General features: G+C 61.5%; 19 protein-coding genes. 7 read left to right on the top strand and 12 right to left on the bottom strand.

Features of this window, described 5'->3' with window-relative positions:
• Both ED655_RS10175 and ED655_RS10170 read left to right on the top strand, forming a co-directional pair.
• Entirely contained in the window at window positions 1-927 is a 927-nt protein-coding gene (locus ED655_RS10175; protein ID WP_122050060.1) for an LpxL/LpxP family acyltransferase, read from the top strand.
• Between the two features lie 182 nt (window positions 928-1,109).
• Window positions 1,110-1,481, top strand: a complete 372-nt coding sequence (locus tag ED655_RS10170) for a hypothetical protein (RefSeq protein WP_205836027.1) — start codon at window positions 1,110-1,112, stop codon at window positions 1,479-1,481.
• Window positions 1,482-1,654: 173 nt separating this feature from the next.
• Here the strand turns inward: ED655_RS10170 and ED655_RS10165 are convergent, their stop codons facing one another.
• Window positions 1,655-3,034, bottom strand: a complete 1,380-nt coding sequence (locus ED655_RS10165; RefSeq protein WP_162993477.1) for a penicillin-binding protein activator — start codon at window positions 3,032-3,034, stop codon at window positions 1,655-1,657.
• Here ED655_RS10165 and rsmI point away from each other — a divergent pair.
• Window positions 3,019-3,963: a 16S rRNA (cytidine(1402)-2'-O)-methyltransferase gene (gene rsmI, locus ED655_RS10160; RefSeq protein WP_122050082.1), complete on the top strand. Its 945-nt coding sequence runs from the start codon at window positions 3,019-3,021 to the stop codon at window positions 3,961-3,963. The genes ED655_RS10165 and rsmI overlap by 16 nt on opposite strands.
• Before the next feature lie 127 nt (window positions 3,964-4,090).
• Here rsmI and ED655_RS10155 read toward each other — a convergent pair whose 3' ends face one another.
• The 3 genes from ED655_RS10155 to ED655_RS10145 are packed head-to-tail and all read right to left on the bottom strand — an operon-like array spanning window position 4,091 to window position 6,975.
• Window positions 4,091-4,753, bottom strand: a complete 663-nt coding sequence (locus ED655_RS10155) for a LolA family protein (protein WP_122050057.1) — start codon at window positions 4,751-4,753, stop codon at window positions 4,091-4,093.
• A 1-nt stretch (window position 4,754) separates the two neighbouring features.
• Window positions 4,755-6,137, bottom strand: a complete 1,383-nt coding sequence (locus ED655_RS10150; RefSeq protein WP_122050056.1) for a glutamate--cysteine ligase — start codon at window positions 6,135-6,137, stop codon at window positions 4,755-4,757.
• A 58-nt stretch (window positions 6,138-6,195) separates the two neighbouring features.
• Window positions 6,196-6,975 carry a 16S rRNA (uracil(1498)-N(3))-methyltransferase gene (locus tag ED655_RS10145; RefSeq protein WP_240993608.1) on the bottom strand — a complete coding sequence of 260 codons (780 nt, stop codon included), beginning with the start codon at window positions 6,973-6,975 and terminating at the stop codon, window positions 6,196-6,198.
• Between the two features lie 18 nt (window positions 6,976-6,993).
• Here ED655_RS10145 and ubiA point away from each other — a divergent pair, with 18 nt between their 5' ends.
• Window positions 6,994-7,914 carry a 4-hydroxybenzoate octaprenyltransferase gene (gene ubiA, locus ED655_RS10140; protein ID WP_122050081.1) on the top strand — a complete coding sequence of 307 codons (921 nt, stop codon included), beginning with the start codon at window positions 6,994-6,996 and terminating at the stop codon, window positions 7,912-7,914.
• Complete coding sequence (locus tag ED655_RS10135) at window positions 7,911-8,561, top strand: class I SAM-dependent methyltransferase (protein WP_122050054.1); 651 nt, start codon at window positions 7,911-7,913, stop codon at window positions 8,559-8,561. The genes ubiA and ED655_RS10135 overlap by 4 nt, the downstream gene beginning before the upstream one ends.
• 15 nt (window positions 8,562-8,576) lie before the next feature.
• Here the strand turns inward: ED655_RS10135 and ED655_RS10130 are convergent, their stop codons facing one another.
• Both ED655_RS10130 and ED655_RS10125 read right to left on the bottom strand, forming a co-directional pair.
• The gene (locus tag ED655_RS10130) at window positions 8,577-9,974 is read right to left on the bottom strand and encodes an MFS transporter (protein ID WP_122050053.1); all 1,398 of its coding nucleotides are present in this window, start codon (window positions 9,972-9,974) and stop codon (window positions 8,577-8,579) included.
• 3 nt (window positions 9,975-9,977) lie between these two features.
• Complete coding sequence (locus ED655_RS10125; protein WP_122050052.1) at window positions 9,978-10,727, bottom strand: dienelactone hydrolase family protein; 750 nt, start codon at window positions 10,725-10,727, stop codon at window positions 9,978-9,980.
• Between the two features lie 299 nt (window positions 10,728-11,026).
• Between ED655_RS10125 and ED655_RS10120 the strand changes: the two genes are divergently transcribed.
• Window positions 11,027-12,367, top strand: coding sequence for a GntT/GntP/DsdX family permease (locus ED655_RS10120; protein WP_122050051.1), 1,341 nt, complete (start codon window positions 11,027-11,029; stop codon window positions 12,365-12,367).
• A gap of 66 nt (window positions 12,368-12,433) precedes the next feature.
• On the opposite strand, the gene ED655_RS10115 is transcribed toward ED655_RS10120, so the two are convergent.
• Genes ED655_RS10115 through ED655_RS10100 form a run of 4 tightly spaced genes read right to left on the bottom strand, consistent with a single transcriptional unit; the run spans window position 12,434 to window position 16,514 of the window.
• Window positions 12,434-13,024, bottom strand: a complete 591-nt coding sequence (locus ED655_RS10115) for a cysteine hydrolase family protein (RefSeq protein WP_122050050.1) — start codon at window positions 13,022-13,024, stop codon at window positions 12,434-12,436.
• Entirely contained in the window at window positions 13,021-14,427 is a 1,407-nt protein-coding gene (der, locus tag ED655_RS10110) for a ribosome biogenesis GTPase Der (protein WP_062164785.1), read from the bottom strand. The genes ED655_RS10115 and der overlap by 4 nt, the downstream gene beginning before the upstream one ends.
• Window positions 14,428-14,430: 3 nt before the next feature.
• Complete coding sequence (locus ED655_RS10105) at window positions 14,431-15,816, bottom strand: PQQ-binding-like beta-propeller repeat protein (protein WP_240993607.1); 1,386 nt, start codon at window positions 15,814-15,816, stop codon at window positions 14,431-14,433.
• A gap of 5 nt (window positions 15,817-15,821) precedes the next feature.
• Window positions 15,822-16,514, bottom strand: coding sequence for a tetratricopeptide repeat protein (locus ED655_RS10100; protein WP_122050048.1), 693 nt, complete (start codon window positions 16,512-16,514; stop codon window positions 15,822-15,824).
• Between the two features lie 148 nt (window positions 16,515-16,662).
• Between ED655_RS10100 and bla the strand changes: the two genes are divergently transcribed.
• A complete protein-coding gene (gene bla, locus ED655_RS10095; protein WP_240993606.1) occupies window positions 16,663-17,619 on the top strand; it encodes a class A beta-lactamase in 957 nt (318 codons plus the stop codon).
• 88 nt (window positions 17,620-17,707) lie between these two features.
• Here bla and ED655_RS10090 read toward each other — a convergent pair whose 3' ends face one another.
• Together ED655_RS10090 and ED655_RS10085 are read right to left on the bottom strand one after the other, a co-directional pair.
• Window positions 17,708-18,094 carry a hypothetical protein gene (locus tag ED655_RS10090; RefSeq protein ID WP_122050047.1) on the bottom strand — a complete coding sequence of 129 codons (387 nt, stop codon included), beginning with the start codon at window positions 18,092-18,094 and terminating at the stop codon, window positions 17,708-17,710.
• Between the two features lie 48 nt (window positions 18,095-18,142).
• Window positions 18,143-19,462 (bottom strand): dihydroorotase, encoded by a 1,320-nt coding sequence (locus ED655_RS10085; protein ID WP_122050046.1) that lies wholly within the window; start codon window positions 19,460-19,462, stop codon window positions 18,143-18,145.
• Between the last annotated feature and the right edge of the window lie 11 nt (window positions 19,463-19,473).

The following is a 19,473-nucleotide window of genomic DNA, read 5'->3' as shown; positions in this document are numbered from 1 at the left end:
ATGAGCGACACTCCTGCGATCTCTCTCCTGCACCGCGTCGAATACGTTGTGGCCCGTCTGGCATTGGCCGGGTTCTCCTGCCTGCCGGCGGCGAGCGCCTCCAATCTCGGAGGGTGGCTCGCACGGACCGTTGGGCCACGCCTGCCTGTCTCACGCGTTGCTGATGACAATCTGAGTCTCGCGCTACCACGTCTCACGCAACGGGAACGCGCCGCCATCATCAAGGAGGTCTGGGATAATCTGGGGCGCACGCTCGGCGAATTTCCTCACTTGTCTCGCCTTGAAAAGGACACGGCTTGCGGTCCCGGCTGGTCGATCAGCAATGTCGAGGCGCTGAATACCGTACGGATGACGGGTCGACCCGTAATCTTCTTTTCAGGTCATATTGGCAACTGGGAGATGCTGCCCCCCCTTGTCGCGCGTCACGGTCTGCCTTTCGCGTCGTTCTACCGTGCAGCAGGCAATCCGCTCGTAAACAGACTCATCATCAGTCTGCGATCGCGCGCAATGGGCCTTGAGGTCCCCATGTTTGCGAAAGGGTCGAAGGGCGCGCGTTCGGCCCTGCGCCATCTCGCGAAAGGGCATCATCTGGGTATCCTCGGTGACCAGAAAATGAATGACGGGATAGAATGTCGCTTTTTCAACCTCCCTGCCATGACAGCCTCGGCGGCAGCGGCCTTTGCCGTCAAGCATGACTGCCCCATCGTGACGGGGCGAATCATCCGGCTTGGCCCGGCGAGACTGCACCTGGAGGTTGGTCCCGTCCTTTACCCTAACCTCGCCGCGCGTCGCAGTGACGAGATCGGCAGTCTCACCCAAAGGCTCAATGATCAGCTTGAACGCTGGATCACGGAGAGACCCGGGAGCTGGCTATGGCTCCATCGTCGCTGGCCAAAAGAATTGTATACAAGAAAATGGCGTAAATAACGGTCGGGAGAGACCGAAAGTTTCTTTTTTCCTATCTGAACATAGGTGAAACGAAGCATTGCTTTTGTGCAACACCCTGCCCTCACGATGACGGAAAACGTCATACAAATGCAATTTTACGTTGAGACCGTCCGCTTTTGCCGTCTAGCCTCGGTGTTGCACCAGAAATGAGGACGCAACGTATGGCCCAGACGCTGCCGTTTCCCAAGAACGAAACTCCAGCACCTCTCAGCAATGTGATTCCACTGCGCTTCAATGTGCTGCCTCGTCATCGCGAGTATCTCTCGCAATGGCTGGAGGCTGGCCTCGCGATGGGGCTTTGCGACGCTGATATCGAGACGGAATCTCTCGATGGACGAAGCGAAGCTGTCGCCCATATTCTGATCTGGGTTCGTGAGAATGCGGACCCTGCCTACATGATCAAGCCACGCGGTCTTCGCTGGGTCCTGATTGACCACATTCGCGAGCATGAGCTAGGCGTCTATCCGAGCCTCGAGCTCGCTCTGAATACGGTCCGTCCGGTTTTGCCTCTCAAATCCATCGCCGCCGCCTGAAACCTCGACCAAGCAGGTGAGCAGGCAGGGAAACAGCGCCCGACAGCTGTTCCCCGTTATCTCTCCTACGCGAGGAATGCCTCCGGGGCCTCAGGAACAGGACGTCTGGCAGAGTTCTCTACCAGCAGGGCCGCCCCTCTCACCCGCAGGTGAGCAGGGCCAGCATAAACCGCTCAGCGCGACAGGCGTCTCGGTGCAGCCGAGGCCATCTTTACCCCACCACCGGGCAGAATTTCAAACAAGGCAAGTCCGCGTGTCACCGTGCCATCGCCCCTTAAAACGAAAGTGCCGTCAGCTCCGGCAAACCCGTCAGGGCGCAGCAGCGAGCTTTCGGAAAACCCGTCAGGGCGCTGGCTGAGTACGGCTGCCATTGTGGCCGTGTCGTAGGCGACATTGGCTAGCACCGATGGGGCATAGCCGTAACGTGCGCGATAGCGCTGAACGAAATCATTTCGGAAAGACGGATCTGGCGCGGCGAACCAGCTACCGCGCAGCGCACCAAGCTTGGCAGCAAAAGCATTCCATAGCGCCGGCCCGAGGATGCGGGTCTGACGTGTGTCGATCGCTGCCTGTTTGAGCCCGTCAATGACGTTGGCAAGTTGCAGCCCTGTATCACCCAGCAGCAGCGCGTCAAAAGGTGGCGGCGCCAGCGTTGGCTTGGCTGTCTCGGCTGTTGCCCCCGCATTACCGGCGCTTGCGCCACCGGGATTCGTGACGGCAACCGCCGGAGCGGTTGCGGACTCATTACCAAGAGGATTGACGGCATCAGGCTCGGAAGATGCGGCAGGCTGCGCGGCGGCGGCCTGTCGGGTTGCCTGATCCTGTCGCGCCTGCCAGTCCGCCAGTGTCTTGAGTCCGGAAGCGATCGACTCGCTTGTGCCGTTATGGAAGGCGATATTTGGCTGTGCCAGACCATGGGCAATGCAGGCCTTGCCCAGGGCATCAGCCAGTGCGTGGCCCAGTGCCGAATCGGGAAGGTAGGCAGCAAAGGTCTTTCGCCCCTCGGCGCTCGCAGCTTCAACGAGACGATTGACCTGCTGCTCGACCGTCACACCCATCACCCACACGCCGGGTCGTGCCTGTGCCTGATCACTCGTATAGGCAAATTCCGGGATATTTGCAGGGGAGATAATCGAGGCCACTGTCGCAGTCTGAGGGGCTGTCAGAGGACCGAGAATAACGCGATCACCCTGCGCAATCGCGGCACGGGCTGCGGTTTCGGCCGTCTGGCCGGGGGCATCTGTATCGCGGATATCAAGCGTTACACCGTGCCCGTCCGGTACCGCGATATGGGCTGCGTTGGCCATCTGCTGGCCGAGCTTGCCGAAACGACCGCTCAGGGGCAGCAACATCGCGATTTTCTTCTGACCGGAAGCTTCCTGAGCCGATCCGGGTCCAACACTGGCAATGGGGGGCGGGCTCTCCGGACCACCGCAGGCAGTGAGGGCAAGTGCCGCGACGCCTGCGAGAGCAGACAGCTTGCATGCAGAGGCCGACCTGAGCGATGTGAAGGAAACCACGCGCTGACGGGGACCGAATGTCCGACCTATCATCTTACACCCATACTCCTGTTGACGACTCGACCCATGATGGTCCGCCGCATGCTTATGACACTTCCGGCAATTCCGCGACCCTGCCACCCGGCAGCCTGACATTCGTGGCTACACCAATCGGCAATCTGGGCGACATGAGTACGCGTGCAATCGCTACACTCAAGGCCGCGGATGTCATCCTGTGCGAGGATACCCGGGTAACAGCCAGGCTGTTGAAGGCCTATAACGTTTCCACCCCGACACAAGTTCTGCATGACCACAATGAGCAAGACCGCCTCCCCGGCCTGCTCTCCCGTCTCGCAGGCGGTGCACGACTGGCCCTTGTCTCCGATGCCGGAACACCGCTCGTATCGGATCCCGGCTTCAGGTTGGCACGTGCGGCAATCTCGGCTGGCGTCCTTGTCAGCGCCATACCCGGAGCCAATGCCGCGACGCTCGCCCTCACCCTTTCAGGCTTGCCGCCTCACCCCTATCTGTTCAGCGGCTTCGCGAGTCCGCGTTCCTCGGCCCGGCGCTCCCAGTTTGCTGTTCTGCGTGCGGCAGAACAGGCGGGCCTGTCAGCAACGCTCATCTGGTATGAAGCGCCCCACCGCCTGCTGGACATGCTGGATGACCTGATCGCTGTTTTCGGCCCCGAGCGTGAAGCCGCCGTGGCGCGTGAACTGACCAAGAAATTCGAGGAAATAAGACGAGGCTCACTCGCTGTGATCCGCGAGCATTTCACCGAGACGGCCCCCCGCGGAGAAATCACCGTCCTCGTGGGACCGCCAGGGGACGAGGCGGATGACAACGCGCATGCTCTGGACGCGCGCCTTATTGAGGCGCTCAAGACCCATTCCGTTAAAGATGCGGCGACTCTGGTCGCCGGGGCGGTCAATTTGCCCAAGCGCGTTGTCTATGCCCGCGCGCTGGAGATTGGCAAAAGCTGATCAGTGACCGAATGCGAGGAAGGCCGCAGGTCGCGGCTGCCTTGCGTCGGTGCGGACATCATACCGGCGTGGGGTCGCCCTTCGAAGCGCGGAGGACGACGCATCCCCGCGCTCTAAGGTGATCACGTCAGTCCTGTTCTTTTGGTAGTGCGAACAATGTCGCCGGGTTGCCGGGATTGGAAACGACGTTGAACAGGTCGATCTGCGTCTCGCGTCCTTGCGCATCCTTGACCACCCATGATTTCAGCGTCAGGGGGGAGTCATTGAAGATAAGTGTCAGGCTACCCTCTGATGGTGTCGCCGTGCGAACCAGGGTGACCTGCACCAGCCCATGGTCATGCTGGAAGGCCGTCACCGTCACATCGCCAGACAAGCGCAGATCGGGCCGTAGCAACAGACCAAGCGGTGTCCGATCGAGAGGTAGCGTCGTGACCTGCCCGAGCTCCCGATCCTGATAGACAACCTTGCCGTCATTGGCGATGAGCAGCAGCGGGCTCGGCTTATCGTAATCGAAACGCATCTTCCCAGGCCGGTCCAGCCAGGCCTGTCCCGTGGAGCGACTGCCATCGGGCGCGATCTGCTGGAACCGCGCCTTGATCGCATGGATGGCGTTCAGCGCATCCTGCACCCGGGCAATCCAGCCAGCATCGGTGGGCTTGAGAACCGCAGCCTGAGGCGTTGCAGCATTGCCTTGGGCCAGCACCGTGTCGGGAGTAATGGCCGAGATGCCGCCCAGGAGGCCGGTCAGAATCACGGTTCGGATAAAGGGTCGTGACTTGTTCGCGCTCATTTCAGATCGCTGCTTCTTCAAAAACGTGACGGACATCGCCCTGCCAGGCTCCCTTGAAACGCTCCACCCAATGCTCGGCCTGCGTTGGCCCGCCATCAGCGATGATCTGGAGCGGGGCAAGACAGACTTCTTCACCCAGACCACGCGCACGCAGCCCCTGCTCAGCCAACGCAATGACGCGCTTGGCGAGCCCGCGTAGGCCGCCGGGGAAATCCGCGCCCATCGCCTTGTGCGGCACCTCAGCACGCAGGGCGCGATAGTCCGACCAATCCTGCTCACGAACCAGCGCCTCGGCTGCGACCAGAGTGGCCGGATCATAGAGCAGCCCCACCCAGAGCGCCGACTGAGCCAGCATCATTGCCGGGCTACCCGCATCGGCACCGCGCATTTCGAGAAACTGCTTGAGGCGTACATCAGGGAAAACCGTTGTCAGGTGATCCTCGAAATCACCCATCGTCGGGGTGAAACCAGCAAGCGCTGACTGCGCCTTACCTTCCAGCCAGGCGCGGAACGACGCCCCTGCAACATCGCGTATCTCACCATCGCGCATGATGAAATACATGGGGACATCAAGAACCCAGTCCACATACTGCTCGAAGCCGAAATGGTCATCGAAACAACAGGCTGGCATGCCCGAACGCGCGTTATCAGTATCGGTCCAGACCTGCGCGCGGTTCGACAACAAACCGTTCAGCTTTCCCTCATAGAAGGGAGAATTCGCAAAGAGCGCTGTTGCGAGCGGCTGTAGCGCAAGGGAAACGCGCATCTTGCGAGCCATGTCCTCCTCGGAGCCGAAATCGAGATTGACCTGAACCGTGCAGGTGCGGGTCATCATATCCAGCCCGAGTGTACCGACTTTCGGCATGTAGCGTCGCATGATCGCGTAACGGCTCTTGGGCATGATCGGCATGGCATCACGGGTCCAGAGCGGCTGAAAACCCAGGGGCGCGAAGCCCAGACCAAGCGCCTTGGCTGGCTCCCTGATCGCGTCGAAATGCGCCTGCATCTCGTCGCGTGTCTCGTGCAGCGTCGCGACGGGACGTCCTGACAGTTCGAACTGCCCTGCAGGCTCAAGCGAGAGAGATTCGCCCTTATGATCGCCCTGCCCCTTGAGCCCTATGAGTTTGTCATGATCGGTAATGGCCTGCCAGTCACGCCCGTCAGCCATGACTGCCTCAAGGAGCGATTCGATACCCTTCGGCGTGTAGGCAGGTGCCGAATAGGCTTCGCGGCCCGAATGATCGCCCGGCAGAACAAAGCCGAATTTCTCGTGCTCGGTACCGATGCGCCATGACTCCTGTGGCTTGGCCCCATCCGCCAGAAGTGCAACGAGCTGCGCCTTGCTCTCGATGGGCGCGTCATTCAGGTCACCGGGATTGGACATGGGCGGTACTGGAGCCTCAAAGGGAGATTTCTGGAAAAAGAAACTGTCGAGTTTCGTCCTATATGGACCGTGATGCGCGAAACGCCAACTGGGCAAGCCCGGCAATCACTGCCGTATCTGCCCTGAGGATCAGATTTCCCAGCGAAACCGGCCTGATCGCGCTATGCGTATTCAGCAGGCGGCGCTCGCTCTCCGAGAATCCACCCTCCGGCCCGATCAGCAGGCCATAATGCGACGGCACCGGTTCAACGCCCGGACTTAGCTGTCGTTCCAGCGCTGCATAGAGCGGATAGGACTGGGGCCATTCATCAAGCAGTTGCGCCAGTGGCCGCAGCGGCTGGATGACTGGAATATCAAGCCGTTCGCATTGTTCCGCGGCCTCGATCGCAATGGCGCGAAACCTCTCGGCGTTGATGCGGTGCGTATTGGTGCGTTCCGTGATCACAGGCGCGAAACGTTTGACACCCATCTCGGTCCCCATGCGCAGCACAAGATCGGTGGCGTCGCGCTTGAGTGGGGCAAATACCAGAACCGGCCCCGGCACCTCCACCGCAGGGCGGCTGAGCATGGTCAGAACCGCCTGCCCCCGGTCCTTGCGCTGGATCTCAAGACGCGCTGTCCATTCGCCCGCCCCTTTACCGAATACGCACAGCGCTTCCCCTTCGTTCAGCCGCAGCACAGCGGTGAGATAACGCATCTGACCCGGATCGAGCGCGATTGCTGTGCCCGCCCCCATGCCGGGAAGGAGCTGATCCAGATAGAGCCGGGGGGCGTCCTGCATGTCTGCCTCGTGATGCGTGATTGACGTTCCCTGTTCATAGACGCAATGAACCCTCATGACGACATGGAGACCCCGATGACGCGCGAGACCGTGCCCCACACTGACATACGCGCTCATGGCTGGATCGCCCGTATGCCGCGCGCATGGCGGCCCTATCTGCTGCTGGCCCGTCTCGACCGCCCTGTCGGCACGTGGCTCCTCCTTTTGCCCGGCATCTGGGGAATCGCGCTGGCCGAGGGCGCGACATTCTCCCGCCGTGCCGTGCTGATCGCCCTTTTCGCCATTGGCTCCCTCGCCATGCGGTCAGCCGGTTGTGTCGTCAATGACATCTGGGACCGCAAGATCGACGCCCAGGTTGCCCGTACCGCAGGTCGCCCTCTTGCCAGCGGCGCTGTCTCGGTGCTTCAGGCCCTCTGGCTGCTGGCAGCCCTGCTTGTTATCGGCGCCCTGGTGCTATTCCAGCTTCCCGCAATCTGCTGGGCGCTCGCACCGCTTGCCCTGCTTCTGGTCGGGCTTTACCCGGCAGCCAAACGCGTAACGTGGTGGCCGCAGCTCGTCATGGGGTTCACCTTTGGTTTCGGCGCCCCCATGGGGTACGCCGCTGCCGCAGGGCGGGTCGATTGGGTCTGTGCCCTGCTCTACGCCGGCACGATCCTGTGGCAGCTTGGCTTTGACACCATCTATGGCTTTCAGGACATGGATGACGATGCCCGTATTGGAGTGCGTTCAACCTCGCGTCTCTGGGCAACGCAGGCGCGGCCTTTCATCGCATCCTGCTACGCAGGGGCGGCCCTCCTCCTGTCGGCGGCCATCGCACTGGCTGGGCTGCACTGGAGTGTCTGGCCTCTCGCGCTCCTGTCCAGCCTCATGCTGGTCAGCCAGATCGCTCGTCTGGATATCCGCAACCCGGCGCTGTGCCTGATGCTGTTTCGTCAGAATGTCCCGTTTGGCATGGTTCTGGCCGCGGCACTGATCTGCGGGCGGGTGTTGTCGTGAGAGAGGCCGAAAACTTCATTGCCAGTCAGACGGTTATCGAAACCGCGCCCCTCGTCCCGGAGCTCAGGCTGCATCTAGCCACTGAAATCACCCCGATCTGGCAGGCGACAGAAGCCCACCTGGCCGAGATGAACATAGAGCCGCCTTTCTGGGCCTTTGCGTGGCCGGGCAGCCAGCTTCTTGCCCGTTTCATCCTCGACAACCCGGCTCTGGTGCGGGATCGCATCGTGCTGGATTTCGCCTGTGGGGGTGGTCTGGCAGGCATCGCGGCAGCACGGTCCGGCGCAGCAGAGGTGCTTGCCAATGATATCGACCCACTTGCCCTTGAGGCCGCGCAGCTCAATGCCGCGCTGAATGGCGTTGGCCTCACCCCGCTGGAAGGCTCCATCATCGGCATATTGCCCAAGGCAGACCTGCTTCTTTGCGGAGATGTCTGCTACAATCAGCAGATGGCGGACCAGATCATTCCGTGGCTGCGTCACTGTGCGGCCCATATGGAGGTCTGGATGGCTGACCCAGGCCGCCCCTATGCGCCGAAAGACGGTATCGAGACGCTAAGCGTGATGGATCTGCCCACAACGATGGAGCTGGAGGGCAGGACAGCGCGTGAAACTCGCCTGTGCCGAATTCTGCCTCTACCGGCCTGACTGACCCCAGCCCGGTCAGGCCTTCGCCTTGATCGAACGCGCCAGGCTCATCGCAGCGCCAACCCAGGCAATCAGCATGGCGCAAAGCAGGCACAGCGTTGAGGCATGGGTGCTGAAGCGAAAAACGCTCGCAACCAGCAGCGCGCCAAGCGTCTGCCCGCCCAACCTTGCGACCGACACGAGTCCGCTTGCGCTTCCCTCACGCCCACGGGGAGCCGCCAGCATCATGACGCGGTTATTGGGGGGCTGGAACATGCCGAACCCGGATCCCGCCAGCCAGGTGCGCCAGATGATATCCAGATTCGAGGCATCTGGCGGCAGAAGCCAGAGCAACGCAAACCCGCATCCGGTTACGGCAAGGCCGAGGCTGGAGAGCAGAACCGCAGGGACCCGATCGGTCCAGCGGCCAATGAGGAACGACATGGTGGCCACGCCTACCGCCCAGGGCGTGATCAGAAACCCGGTGACTGTCGCCGGGCGCTGGAACACGGTCTCAAGCGTGAAGGGCATGGCAATGATGAAGAAATTCGACGCGACAAACCCTGTCATGCCGACGATGAACGCAATCAGGAACGACGGCACACCCAGCAGATCGACCGGTACCACAGGCTCGTCCTTGCCGCGCTGATAGCGCAGGAGCGCTGCCCAGCAGAGAACACCTGCCCCCGAGAGCAGCAATGCGCCCCAGAGCCCGCCATGCACCGCGTCATCAACGCCAATCACGGTGAAGGTAAAGGCACAGATGGTCAGCACCACAGCAGGCAGATCGACCGCCTTCTCCGAGCATGGCGTGACTGGCAGGGCGAAGCTGGCCAGCGCCAGGGCCGCCAGCCCGAGGGGTACATTGATCCAGAAAATCCACGGCCAGTCGGCAACCGACATGACCAGGGAACCGACGGTAGGACCAAGCGCCACGCCGGTACCGATGATGAGGCCGTTCAAGGCCAGCCCTTTGCCGAGTGCTGCCTTGGGATAGATGAACCGTATGAGCGCAATGGCAACGCTCATGATGCTCGCCCCGCCAACACCCTGCAGAGCCCGCGCAAGAGCAAGCTCAAGCAGGCTGTGCGACAGGGCACAGAAGATGGAGGCGACAAGAAAGATCGCGATGCCCAGCCGGCACATGCGCGCAAAGCCTATACGTGCCCCGATCGACGCCAGGGGGAGCAGCATCGACAGCGAAGCAAGCTGATAGGCATTGATGACCCAGATGGACTGGGATGAGGCGATATGCAGGTCATGCGCAATGCTCGGCAGCGCGACATTGGCCACCGCGTAATCAAGCACTGAAAGCAGCACGGCCAGCGCGACTGCCAGCATCGCCCTGGCGCGCTCGACACCATACAGCCCGTCAGGCTGCCCGGTGCCATCGCTGTCGTTATGCGAAATTCCGCCCTGTCGCGCCGCTTTCATGACTCAGGGCTGAGCCATGAACATGCGCTGATAGAGCCCGTTGGTCCAGCTCATGCCCTGAAGGAACAGCGCTGCATCGAAACGGGGTGCACCATCGCGCAGGAAGGCATGCTGGCCATCGACCTCATGCCATTCCAGCGCCGTACCGGCCTGCTCGAGCGCATCGCGAATCTGGCGACGTCCCTCATAGGGCACATGCGGATCATGACGGCCCCATACCATCATGATCTCGCCGCTTATCTCGGCAGCGCGGGCCAGCGTACCATCATGGCGCTCGCCACCCAGCGTGCCGGTATGCAGATCGGTAGCATAGAAACAGGCTGTCGCTTCGATGTCCGGCAGCAGCGCTGCACGGAAGGCAAGGTGGCCACCCAGACAGACGCCAAACGCACCAAAGCGCCCGCTGCACGCTTCGTGCCCGCGCAGCCAGGCAACAAGCGCCACATTGTCACTGTCAAACTGCCCGATGGGCTTGGTGTATTTCAGGTCGTTCCCGCGATCTGTACCCGGCTTGTCATAGGCCAGCACACAGCCGGGAGCCTCGTATTCGTGATAGACTTCCGGCACCGCGACCAGATAGCCCTGCCCTGCAATCATCGCGGCGAGGCGCTCGATAGGCGCGGTCACCTGATAGATTTCCGAAAACAGCAGAATGGCGGGGAAACGTCCCGCTCTTGCCGGACGGAAGAGATGGACGCGCATCTCACCCGTGGGTGTCTGGATATCAACTGTCTCGTCGCTTCGGATCAGCACGGTGTTCCCCTCTCAGGATCTTATGGAGTCGTAAGCGCCACTGGCGAGTCTCTACTCTGCATAGAACCTCATGCGTTCCACGACCATGCCCACCAGAACAACGCATCACAGCCGATGCGACTCGTAGGCTGATCGTGCAAACCGTGCGGGCAGCCTCGCAAACACTTTGGATCGGTCCATGATATGGAACGGACCGGTACAGGCGGGATCAGGCTTGTAAGATTTCTGCCCAATATGTGAACACGCAGCAACGTGATGACACGTTGACAGAAACCCCGTTAGCCCCGCGTGATCACGTCATGTCTGCGCTTTTTGCCATCTCCCTTGCCTCCGCCGCGATCCTTGCGATCGTCGTCCTCATTGCCTTCTTCAGGCTCAATCCGTTCATCGTGCTGTTCACGACGTCGCTGGCGCTTGCGCTTGCGGCGGGGATGCCAGCCGACAAGGTGGTAAAATCCTTCGAGGAGGGCGCAGGCCACGTGCTTGGCCATGTCGGCACGGTGATCGCGCTTGGCACGATGCTGGGCAAGATGCTGGCTGAGTCGGGCGGCGCTGACCGCATAGCCCTGACCATCTCCAACCGGGCCGGACGCTCGCGCGTAGACTGGGCGATGATGATCATCGGTCTGCTGATCGGTCTGCCGGTATTCTTCGAGGTCGGATTTGTCCTGCTCATCCCCCTCGCCTTCGTGCTGGCTGCCCGTACCGATACACCGTTGCTGCGTGTCGCGCTTCCCATGGGGGCCGCGCTGTCAGTCACCCATGCCATGATCCCGCCGCATCCGGCCACGCTGCTCGCACTCTCGGCCTATCACGCCAATACAGGCCATACGATTTTCCTCGGTATTCTGATCGGCACACCCATCGCCATCATTGCCGGCCCTCTCTTTGCTCGCTTCATTGCCCCCCGCGTTCCCCTGACCGAGGCCAACCCGCTGGCAGAGCAGTTCGTGAACCGCGAGCCGCCCAAGAACATGCCCGGCTTTGCCATCACGGTCTTCACCATTCTCTCGCCAGTCGTGCTGATGCTCGTGGCGTCGATAGCCGATCGCGTCTCGGCACCGGGAACGAGCCTGAACACGGCCCTGCATTTCATCGGCAACACCGATATTGCCCTCGTGCTGGCTGTCATCCTCTCCTTTTATGTTCTGGGGCTGGCCCGCGGCTTCTCACGCGAGACAATCCTGCGTTTCACCAATGAATGTCTTGGCCCGACTGCACTCATCATGCTGCTCGTTGGCGCAGGCGGCGGCTTTGGCCGCGAACTGGTCGATAGCGGTGTCTCGAAGGTCATCACCGACACGGCCCTGGACTTCAATGTGCCGATTCTCGTTCTGGGCTGGCTGCTGGCGGTTATCGTGCGCGTAGCCTGCGGCTCGGCGACGGTTGCCATGAGCACCGCCTCCAGCATTGCTGGCCCGATCCTGCTCAAGAGCCATGGCGTTTCACCCGAACTCATGGTGCTGGTCACGGGCGCAGGCTCGGTGGCTTTCGGCCCCATGAACGATGCCGGCTTCTGGCAGATCAAGGAATATCTCGGCCTGACCGTGCCGCAGACCATAAAGACCTGGTGCGTCATCGAAACGCTGATTGCGTTCCTCGGCCTTGGTTTCTGCCTGCTGGCGTCCCTGTTCATATAAGAAAAGCGCGGGACAATGATCCCGCGCTTCTTGCCGCTGCGCCGACAGGCGCATCTTGTGAGAGCCTCAGAGCGTAGCCAGAAAGGCCTCTGACGTCATAGGGCGGGAGAACATCGGGTAGGTGTACTGAATGGCTGCCTTATGCTGCGCTTGTGAAAGCGTGGCGGTGCAATCGGTCAGGGTCACCACATCATAGCCCAGCTCATAGGCCGTGCGCATGGTGGATTCCACACAGCAATCGGTCAGGAAACCACCGAGCGCGACACGCGTGATCCCGTTATGCCGCAGCACGAAATCGAGATTGGTGCTGGCGAAACTGCACAAGCCACGCTTGCCTGAAATGACGATATCATCACTCTCAGGCGACAGCGCGTCGATGATCTCAGCGCCCCATTCCCCTCTCTGGAAAGCCTGCGTCGCCTTCACGCCCGCCAGAATTCCGTAGGGCGCGCTGGCGAGCTCCGGATAGCCCTTTGCGAACTCGATGGGCACCCAGACGATCTTCACGCCCTTGGCACGCGCCGCTTTGACGAGAGCGATTGTGCGATCGATCATGCCCGTGCGGGCAATCTCGGCCTTCACGCCATCATGCAACGCTCCGCCCTCGGAAACGAAATCATTCTGGAATTCGATCAGCACAAGGGCGGTCTGGCTCATGACTTGTTCTCCGCATAGGGGTTCTTGGTGCCCCTCAATTGCAAACGGATCGGCGTACCCGGCAGATGGAACGTTTCGCGCAGCCCATTCACCAGATAGCGCTTGTAGGCATCCGGCAGCAGCTCTGCGCGCGTACCGAACAGGATGAAGGTCGGCGGGCGGGACTTGGCCTGCGTCATGTAACGCAGCTTGAGACGGCGCCCGTCAACCAGTGGCGGCTGATGCCGCTCAAGCGCGGCCTCGAACCAGCGATTAAGCTCGCCGGTCGTCACGCGGCTGTTCCAGACCTCATGCGCCCGACGAACGGCGGGCAGAAGCTTGTTCACCCCAGCACCCGTCAGGGCCGAGAAGGTAACGACCGGGATACCGCGCATCTGGGCCAACGAGGTCTCGATACGATCGGCAATCGCCTGACGCGTGGCTGCGCGGTCCTCGACTGCATCCCACTTGTTCAGGGCCAGAACACAGGCGCGCCCTTCCCGCTCGATGAGACGGGCAATCTGCAGGTCCTGCTCATGCACACCCAGCGTGGCATCAAGCGTCAGCACAACCACCTCGGCCATTTTCAGCGCCTCGATGGACGCCGAAACCGACATACGCTCCAGATCCTGCTCGATGCGCGCCTTGCGACGCAGCCCGGCCGTATCGACAAGCTGGATCGGCCCAACCTCGTCATGCAGCGACACCGAGATTGAATCACGCGTCAGACCCGGCTCGGGCCCGGTGATCATGCGCTCTTCACCCAGCAGGCAGTTCAGGAGCGTGGATTTACCGGCATTGGGGCGGCCCACAATGGCGAGGCGCAGCGGGCCCGCTGGCCGCTCCTCGATTTCCTCGCCATCCTCGTCAAGCACCTTGGCACGCGAACGCGGCTTTTCACGCACACGCTCACCTTCGGGCAGGCGATCGGCGATTTCACCCATCAGATGCGCAATACCCTCGCCATGTTCGGCAGAGAGCGCCAGTGGCGTCCCGAGACCCAGGGAATAGGCCTCGAGCACTTCGTTACCCGCCGCCGCACCCTCTGCCTTGTTGGCGAGGAGCAGCACTTTCTTGTTCTGCTTGCGCAGCCAGGCAGCAAAATGCTTGTCGGCCGGCGTCACACCGGCGCGGGCATCGATGCAGAACAGCACGAGATCCGCCTGCGCCACGGCCGATTCTGAAGAAGCACGCATACGACCGAAAAGCGTGTCCGGCGCAGCTTCTTCGAGACCTGCCGTATCGATCAGGCGCACCTTGCGCCCACGCAGCAACGCCTCTCCTTCCTTGCGATCGCGTGTCACGCCCGGCATGTCAGACACAATGGCCTGACGCCGCCCTACCAGCCGGTTGAAGAGAGTCGATTTACCGACATTGGGACGCCCGGCAATGACAACGAGCGGAAGAAAAGAAGAGTCAGTCACGGATCAACCATATGCATTCAGGTTACCATCGGTCGACAGCACAAGAACCTTGCCGTCGCAGATGATGGGTTCAACCAGAGTAGGCTTTTTTGTTTTCAGGGGTGCGTCAGCCTTGCCCGTGACCGCGTCGATCACCTGGAAGCCGTTTTCCTCGAGAGAGGAAACACACACGAGCTTTCCATCGGCCATGACAGGGCCAAACCACGTCACGGCATATTTCTGCTTGGTCTCGTTCTTGAAACGACGCAGATCGTGGATCCAGCGTACATGGCCCGACAGTCGATCAAGACAGGCAAGCTGCTGATCCGAAGAGATCAGATACAGCCAGTCGCCCACAATGAGCGGCGTATTCTGCCCGCTGGCTTCACGCTCCCAAAGGCGGCGACCCGAGCGCATATCGATGGCGACCAGAACCTTGGAGAGCGAAACCGCATAGGCTGTGCCGTCCTTGACCACGGGTGCGCCACGCACACAGGCCAGATCGAGCATGGCGCCGCGACCGTTCGAGCCGCCAAGGCTGTCGCTCCAGACAAGCTCACCGGATTCCGCACGAAGCGCCACAAGGTCGCCACTGCCAAAACCGGCCACGACGACGCCATTATATACCGCCGGGGCGGATTGCCCGAACATGACCGTATCGGCCTCGGTGGCCTGATAGGTCCAGATCTGCTCGCCCGTTTCGGCATTCAGCGCAAAGAGCCGCTCATCGATCGTGCCGAAGAACACGCGACCATCGACGATTGTCGGTGCCGAACGCCCCGGCACAACCGTTTCAGCACGCCATTTGACCTTGCCGGTCTCGGCAGCCACCGCAATGACCTGCCCGACACCGTCGACGATATAGAGCGTGTCACCGGCAAGGCCCATACCGCCACCGATATCGCTCGAACGTGCCTTGTTGCCCTTGGGGATGAATGTCCAGAGCGGGCTCATGGCAGGCCAGTTCCAGGCTCTCACCGTCCCGACACCATCGCGGGTGTAGATGCGACCTGCGTCAATGACGGGTGGCGACTGGATGGCACCGCGGCCATTGGGGCCGAGGGCGACGAAATGCAGGAAAGCAGGCTCGGAAATGCCGTGACCGATCGAACGCGACCAGGCGAGTTGCGGACCGGCCCAGTTTGTATTGAGCGAGAGATGGTCCGGCACGCGCCCGACCAGCGGCCACGCTGTGATGGGCTGGGCCGGGGGCAGAACGATCGGTGTATGATCCTCTTCATCCACGACCAGACCAGCACCGGTCGACAGCACGTCGTAGCGCTTGCCCGCAAGGATCTGCTTGGGGTCGTCCTTGAAGATGCCGCAGCCACTCAGCATGGCCGTTGTGGCGAGGGTCGAACCCAGAAAGAAGCGTCGCCCCGGCTGGCGCGGGGATGTCTTGTTCGTCATGGGCATCAACCGGCTCCGCCGAAGGTTTGAAGAAGGATGGAAGCACGCTGGCGAACACCGTCCGGCGCGTCGGGTGACTGCGCGAGCCCCATGAGCAGGCTGCGTGCCTCGTCATGCTGCTTGGCTGTGGCATCTGCCCGCAAATCGAGCGCCGCAAGGCCTTCCTGGGCGAAGGCGCGCCAGGGACCGGCGCTGGCAGCCAGCACCTCGAACCCCTTTCGGGTCTCGGCCGGGTTCGCGTCATCGATATGGCTGTTGAGCAGAAGAAGACGGGCCAGATCACAGAGCGAGGCATTCTCGTCCTTGTCGTCAATCACGCCCTGCCAGGCCTTGCGCGCGCCATCGACATCGCCAGCCTGAACCTTGAGCTGGGCCAGCCTGATGGCGGCGAAGCCACGTGTAGCGCCGGGGGCCTTGCTGGCGAGGTCAGCCAGGACGGCCTGATTGGCCTTTTCGGACTGGCTGCGTGCGGCCGTATCGGGCTGGGGCGCCTGAAGCGCCTCCATAGCCGTATAATAGCGGCCCGAGGCCTCTGCCTGCGCCTGATGGTGGCGATGAATCTGCCATTGCCATCCGCCTACACCGATCAGTGCGACAAGCGCCACACCGACCGCAACACCTCCAAAACGCCGGGCAGTTGCGCGCATCTCAGCTGCACGCATCTCCGCCTGGGCCTGACTGAAAAACTCGTCTGCCACCGTGATCCTCTTGCGACACTATTACCGCAACCATACAGACGCCTGCACCCTGCGGCAAATTGCTTTGTCATTGCAGACACGCATCGGACAAACTTCAGCCACAACCGCGCGTCAGAACAGCGTTTTACACTGATTCAGAAAGTCCTTCATGCGCCCAGATCCCGTTGCCCCACTGGCGAGACGACGCCTGCTTGTCGGCCTTCCCCTTCTCGGGATCGCCGCCCGATCGGCACTCTCCCACAAGGCCATGGCTCAAGGGGCTCTCACCCAATCGGCCCCCGTCCTCTCTCCGGCAACCCATCAGGCCCTTTCCGATATTGCTACGCGCTACGAGAAGATTTCGGGCGGGCGCCTTGGCGTCCACATCTTCTGTCCCGAAAACGGTACAGCGCTCTCGTGGCGAGGCGAGGAACGTTTTCGGATGTGCAGCAGCTTCAAGGCGTCGCTCGCCGCCTGTGTGCTCGCACGCTGCGACCGGGACGAGGACGATCTGACCCGACGCATCGCTTTCCGCGAAAGCGACTTCAAGGAGCCGTTCTGGGCCCCGGTGGCCGCCCGGAACCGCGATGCCGGCAGTCTCAGCCTCGCGGCGCTCTGCGCGGGGGCGGTAACGATGAGCGATAATATCTGTGCCAACATGCTGTTGCGTCATATCGGCGGCCCCGCAGCCCTGACGCGCTTCTGGCGAGATAGCGGCGATGAAATCACCCGTCTCGACGCTTATGAGCCGGAACTGAACCGTCCCTCTGCCAACCCTGATGACAACACGACCAGTCCCGTTGCGATGGCACGGACACTGCATCGCCTGATCCACGGGACATTGCTTCATCCCAGCTCAGCAGCATTGCTTCGCAGCTGGATGATCAATTGCACCACGGGCACCCAAAGACTGCGCGCCGGGCTACCTGCGCATTGGGTGGTTGGAGACAAGACGGGAAATAACGGCAAGGATATTGCCGCCGACATCGCCTTCGCATCGCCCGACAAGAACGCCGGTAAATCGGTTATCATCGCCACCTACACCGCAGGCGGCACCCCGGACGAGACACAGTTCCGCCGCGTCTTTCATGACATCGGCGCCCTCGCCCCGGCATTGCTGGGCTGAAACCTGCGCCATTCCGAGGGGAGCGGAACGAAAAAGGGGACGGGCTCATACCCATCCCCTTCTTCCATAAGCCCGAAAGGCGCAGGTCTTACTTCTTGGCGAGTTTCTTGCCGGCGGCCGTCAACTCAGCCGAGATATGGCTGAAATTGGCGGCGATACGCTGCTGAACGCCCGTGCTGACGGCATGCACCTTCGCAATACGTTCGCGCGCATCCTCGCTGATGGCCTGTTCTTCTTTCTGTGACGCACTGGCAACACAGCTATTATAGGCGCGCGCCTCTTTCTCATAAGCCTGGAACTTGTCCACGCTCGCATTGTAATGCGCGGTATCGGTCGCCGTGATGGAGGGGGCACTCGGCTCCTGACCGCATTTGGCGCGCGGATCGGCCTTGGCGACAGAAGGGAGGCACCCGGTTACAGTAACCGAGGCCAGAGCGATCGTGGCAAGGAGCGAAGGTAAAGCGATAGGTTTCATGATCGTGCGATCTGCTGATGTGAAGTGAAAGACGCTATTGCGCAGGAATTACGGCGCAAATCGGGCCAGACGACCGATGGGTGCCGAGGTAATTTCATCATCACGCATGACGATATGCCCACGCACGATCGTCCCGACAGGCCAGCCCGTGACCTGCTTGCCATCGAAAGGCGTCCAGCCAACGGGGCTCGCAATCCAGTCGTTACGGATTTCGCGTCGGGCTTTCGTGTCCACGAGCGTGAAATCAGCGTCGAACCCGACGGCCATGCGTCCCTTGGTCTGCAAGCCATAGATACGGGCCGGCCCCGCCGCCATCAGATCGACCAGACGCGGCAGGGACAAGCGACCTGCATTCACGTGATCGAGCATGACGGGCACAATCGTCTGAACACCCGTCAGACCGGCAGGGCATTGCGGCCAGGGCTTTTCCTTGGCCTCGCGCGGGTGCGGCGCATGATCTGACGACACGACATCCACCCGCCCGTCACGAAGGGCGGCCCAGCAGGCGTCATAATGGCGCTGGTCGCGAATAGGCGGGTTCATGACGGCATAGGCACCGAGCGTCTCATAACAGTCCGGCCCTACCTGTGTCAGGTGATTGACCAGAACCTCCACACTCACATGGGAACGATGGGCAGCAAGCCAGTCCAGTTCCTCGGCGGTCGAGGTATGCAGGATATGGACCGGTCGGCCCGTTTTGCGGGCAAGTGCCGTGATCCGTCGCGTACCGAGAAAGGCACATTCCTCATCGCGCCAGATCATATGGTTCACGTGAGGCATTCCTGTCTCAAACAGGGGCTTGCGCGCTTGTAGGCGATATTCATCCTCGGAATGAAATGCCACGCGACGGTGCCCGCTGCGCAACACAGCCTCGATGCCCTCATCATCCTCGATCATCAGATCGCCAGTGGATGACCCTGCAAAAACCTTGATGGCGCACACGCCGTCTTCCTGCTCCAACGCGGCCAGTTCAGGCGTATTGGCGCGGGTTGCCCCTACGTAAAGCCCCATATCGATCAGCGCGTTCTCCGCCACGGTCAGGCGCTTGTCGGCAATCGTGGCGGCGGAGGTGATGGAAGGCGATGTATTGGGCATATCGAACACCATCGTCACGCCGCCAAGCGCCGCAGCGCGGGTGCCAGTTGCGATGGATTCGATTGCGGCATTGCCGGGGTCACGCAAATGCACATGCGCATCGATCAGGCCAGGCAGCACATGCAACCCGGTCGCATCGATCTCCTCCGCAGCGTCGTCCCGCGCCGTCACGGCCAGGCTCGCAATGCGCCCGTCTCTCACGCCCAGATCGGCCTTGGCCTCACCCCAGGGGAAGACACAGATCCCGCCTCTGATGATCAGATCGTAATGCATGGGTTTCTCCT

The sequence above is a fragment of the Asaia bogorensis genome, from assembly GCF_900465345.1.
Taxonomy (GTDB): domain Bacteria; phylum Pseudomonadota; class Alphaproteobacteria; order Acetobacterales; family Acetobacteraceae; genus Asaia; species Asaia bogorensis_A.
Note: the sequence above shows the minus strand (reverse complement) of the source record. Positions and strands in the feature narration are given on the sequence as shown.